The organism is Azospirillum sp., from assembly GCF_035627195.1.
In the GTDB taxonomy this organism is placed as follows: domain Bacteria; phylum Pseudomonadota; class Alphaproteobacteria; order Azospirillales; family Azospirillaceae; genus Azospirillum.
The window spans coordinates 1-3,188 of record NZ_DASPMG010000366.1; the positions used below are offsets into that span (position 1 = coordinate 1).

Below are 3,188 nucleotides of genomic sequence, written 5' to 3' on the forward strand. Positions count from 1 at the left end.
GCAGGGCATCCAGCCGCTGATCGCCGAGCAGATCGACGAGGGCGAGGCGTTCAACCGCGCCGTGGCGCCGTTCCGCGAGTTCATGCTGCGCCACACCAACGAGAAGGACCTGCAGCTCTTCGTCGACATGGGCCGCATCGGACCGATCGCCGAACCGATGGCGACCCCGCTGCAGGTGCTGGTGCCGGCCTTCATGATTTCGGAGATCAAGCGGGCGTTCGAGATCGGGTTCCTGCTGTTCCTGCCGTTCCTGATCATCGACATGGTGGTGTCGTCGATCCTGATGTCGATGGGCATGATGATGCTGCCGCCGACCATGGTGGCGATTCCCTTCAAGATCATCTTCTTCGTCCTGGTCGACGGCTGGTACCTGATCGCCGGTTCGCTGGCGCGGAGCTTCGGCACCCTGTAGGGTGCCGCGCCCCGACCCCGACCGTCCAGTCCACGCCGCGATGCCGCATTCCGCATTCCTCTTCGACGCCCTGTTCCTGCTGCTGGCGGCGGTCATCTTGGTGCCGCTGCTGCAGCGGCTGCGCATCCCGCCGGTGCTGGGCTATCTGGCGGCGGGCGTGCTCCTGGGCCCGCACACGCCGGGGCCCGTGGTGGACGTGGAGGAGACGCGCACCCTGGCCGAGTTCGGCGTCGTCTTCCTGCTGTTCGCCATCGGGCTGGAGCTGCCGGTGACGCGGCTGCGCGCCATGCGGCGGTACATCTTCGGCCTGGGCTTCCTGCAGGTGTTCGTCACCTCCGCGGTGCTGGGCGGTGCGGCCTGGGCGGCCGGGCTGGAGACGGCGGCGGCCGTGGTGGTGGGCGGCACGCTGGCCTTCTCCTCCACCGCCACCGTGCTGACCATGCTGGCCGAGCGCAACGAGACGGTGACCCGCTTCGGCCGCGTCGCGGTGGCGGTGCTGATCTTCCAGGATCTGGCGGTGGTGCCGATCCTGGCGCTGCTGCCGCTGCTGGCCGGCGATTCGGCGAGCATCCCGGTGGCGCTGGCCCTGGCGGGCGTGAAGGCGGTGGCGGCCATCGCCGCCATCTTCCTGCTGGGCCGCTTCGTCGTCGGCCCGGCCTACCGCTACGTCGCCGCCGCCCGCAATCCCGAGCTGTTCACCGCCGCCAACCTGCTGCTGGTTCTGGCCGTCGGCTGGGGCACGGCGGAGGCCGGCATGTCGATGGCGCTGGGCGCCTTCCTGGCCGGGCTGCTGCTGGCCGACACCGCCTACCGCCACCAGGTGGAGGCGGACATCGAGCCGTTCCGCGGGCTGCTGCTGGGCCTGTTCTTCATGACGGTGGGCATGTCCATCGACCTGCCGCTGGTGGCGTCCAAGGCGGGCGCCATCCTGGCGTTGACGTTCGGGCTGCTGACGGCCAAGGGGCTGATCCTGTTCGGCCTGACGCTGGCCTTCGGCATGGCGCTGCCGGCGGCGCTGCGCGTGGCGCTGCTGCTGGGCCAGGGCGGCGAGTTCGCCTTCGTGGTGTTCGGCAAGGCGATGGCGCTGAACGTGATGGGCGTGGAGGACGGGCAGACGCTGCTGGCCGTGGTGGCGCTGTCTATGGCGCTGACCCCGGCGCTGGCGGCGCTGGGCCGCCACGTCGCCAAGCGGGTGGAGCGGCAATGGGGGCTGGAGCGCTTCCCCGTCGAGACCAGCGACCTGAAGCGCCACGTGGTCATCGCCGGCTACGGCCGGGTCGGCCGCGCCGTGGCGCGGGTGCTGAGCGCGCATGACATCCCGTGGGTGGCGCTGGACCTCGACCCGCAGCGCGTCGCCCGCGCGCGCGACCGCGGCCTGCCCGTCTACTACGGCGACGCCAGCCAGGAGGGCGTGCTGCGCGCCGCCGGCATCGGCCGAGCGCACGCCGCCGCCATCACGCTGAACCGCCCGCGCATGGCCGAGAAGGCGGTGGAATGCATCCGCCGCACGGCCCCCGGCCTGCCGATCATCGCCCGCGCCCACGACCTGGGCCAGCGCCGGATCCTGGAAAAGGGCGGCGCCAGCGCCGTGGTGCCGGAGACCATGGAGGCCAGCCTGCAGATCGCCGGGCTGATGCTGCGCACCGCCGGCATGGCCGCCGAGGGGGTGGACCAGTACCTGGACGAGGTGCGCAAGAACAACTACGAGGCGCTGGTCGACGGCAACAGCGGGCAGGAGCCGCGGCCGTGACGGTGGCTGACGTTGGGTTTTCGCTGCGCTCAACCCAACCTACTGAAAATCTTCCATAATCGTCATGGCCGGGCCCAGTCCCGGTCATCCGCGCGCCTTGGATTGGTCGGGGTGCGTGGATGCCCGGGACAAGCCCGGGCAGGACGAGGCAGGGTGGCGCAGGCCGGGTTGAGCGCCAGCGGAAACCAACGCTTTGCATGCTTCCGGTTGCAGAGATGCCGCTTTGCCGCAGCCGGTGCTGCATCGCAGCGCTTGACACGGCCCCCGGTTTCGCGCGTTACATGGTCGCAACATTGACCTTTCGGATAGGGCAGCCGCACCGCGTTCACGTCCCGGCCATGCCGGGCTCTGGCTCCTCCCAACCACCACAGGTCCATCCCCCCTCGCATGTCCGCCATCACCATGAAGGCCGCCACCCCGGAACCGGGGCGCCTCGCCGCGCTCACGCTCGCCGCGACCGGCGTCGTGTACGGCGACATCGGCACCAGCCCGCTCTACACCCTGAAGGAATGCTTCAACGGGGAGCACGGGCTGCCGCTCACGCCGGACAACATCCTGGGCATCATGTCGCTGGTGTTCTGGGCGCTGATCCTCGTCGTGTCGGTGAAGTACGTGAGCTTCGTCATGCGCGCCGACAACAAGGGCGAGGGCGGCATCCTGGCGCTGCTGGCGCTGGCGACGCAGAGCCGCCCGGACGCCAGCGGGCGCCTGGGGCCGCTGATGGCGCTGGGCGTGTTCGGCGCGGCGCTGTTCTACGGCGACGGCATGATCACCCCGGCCATCTCCGTGCTGTCGGCGGTGGAAGGGCTGGAGGTGGCGCAGCCGGCGCTGGAGCAGGTGGTCGTTCCGGTGACGCTGGTGATTCTGATCGGCCTGTTCGCCATCCAGAGCCGCGGCACCGCCAAGGTGGGCACGCTGTTCGGCCCGATCATGATCGCGTGGTTCACCGTCCTGGCCGTGCTGGGGCTTGTGGAGGTGGTGCAGCAGCCGCAGATCCTGGCCGCGCTCGACCCGCGCTACGGCGTC

General features: G+C 70.4%; 3 protein-coding genes. All 3 read left to right on the forward strand.

Annotated features, from left to right (window positions below; all coding sequences use genetic code 11):
• The coding region (locus VED21_RS32300) for a flagellar type III secretion system pore protein FliP (protein ID WP_414638361.1) at nucleotides 1-412 on the forward strand (412 nt) is incomplete at its 5' end.
• 40 nt (nucleotides 413-452) lie between these two features.
• Nucleotides 453-2,162 (forward strand): monovalent cation:proton antiporter-2 (CPA2) family protein, encoded by a 1,710-nt coding sequence (locus VED21_RS32305; protein ID WP_324889894.1) that lies wholly within the window; start codon nucleotides 453-455, stop codon nucleotides 2,160-2,162.
• A 387-nt stretch (nucleotides 2,163-2,549) separates the two neighbouring features.
• The coding region (locus VED21_RS32310) for a KUP/HAK/KT family potassium transporter (RefSeq protein WP_324889896.1) at nucleotides 2,550-3,188 on the forward strand (639 nt) is incomplete at its 3' end.

Bases quoted from the DNA above. Each gene is read 5' to 3' on its own strand.
- VED21_RS32305 (WP_324889894.1), top strand. From the start codon at position 453: ATGCCGCATTCCGCATTCCTCTTCGACGCCCTGTTCCTGCTGCTGGCG.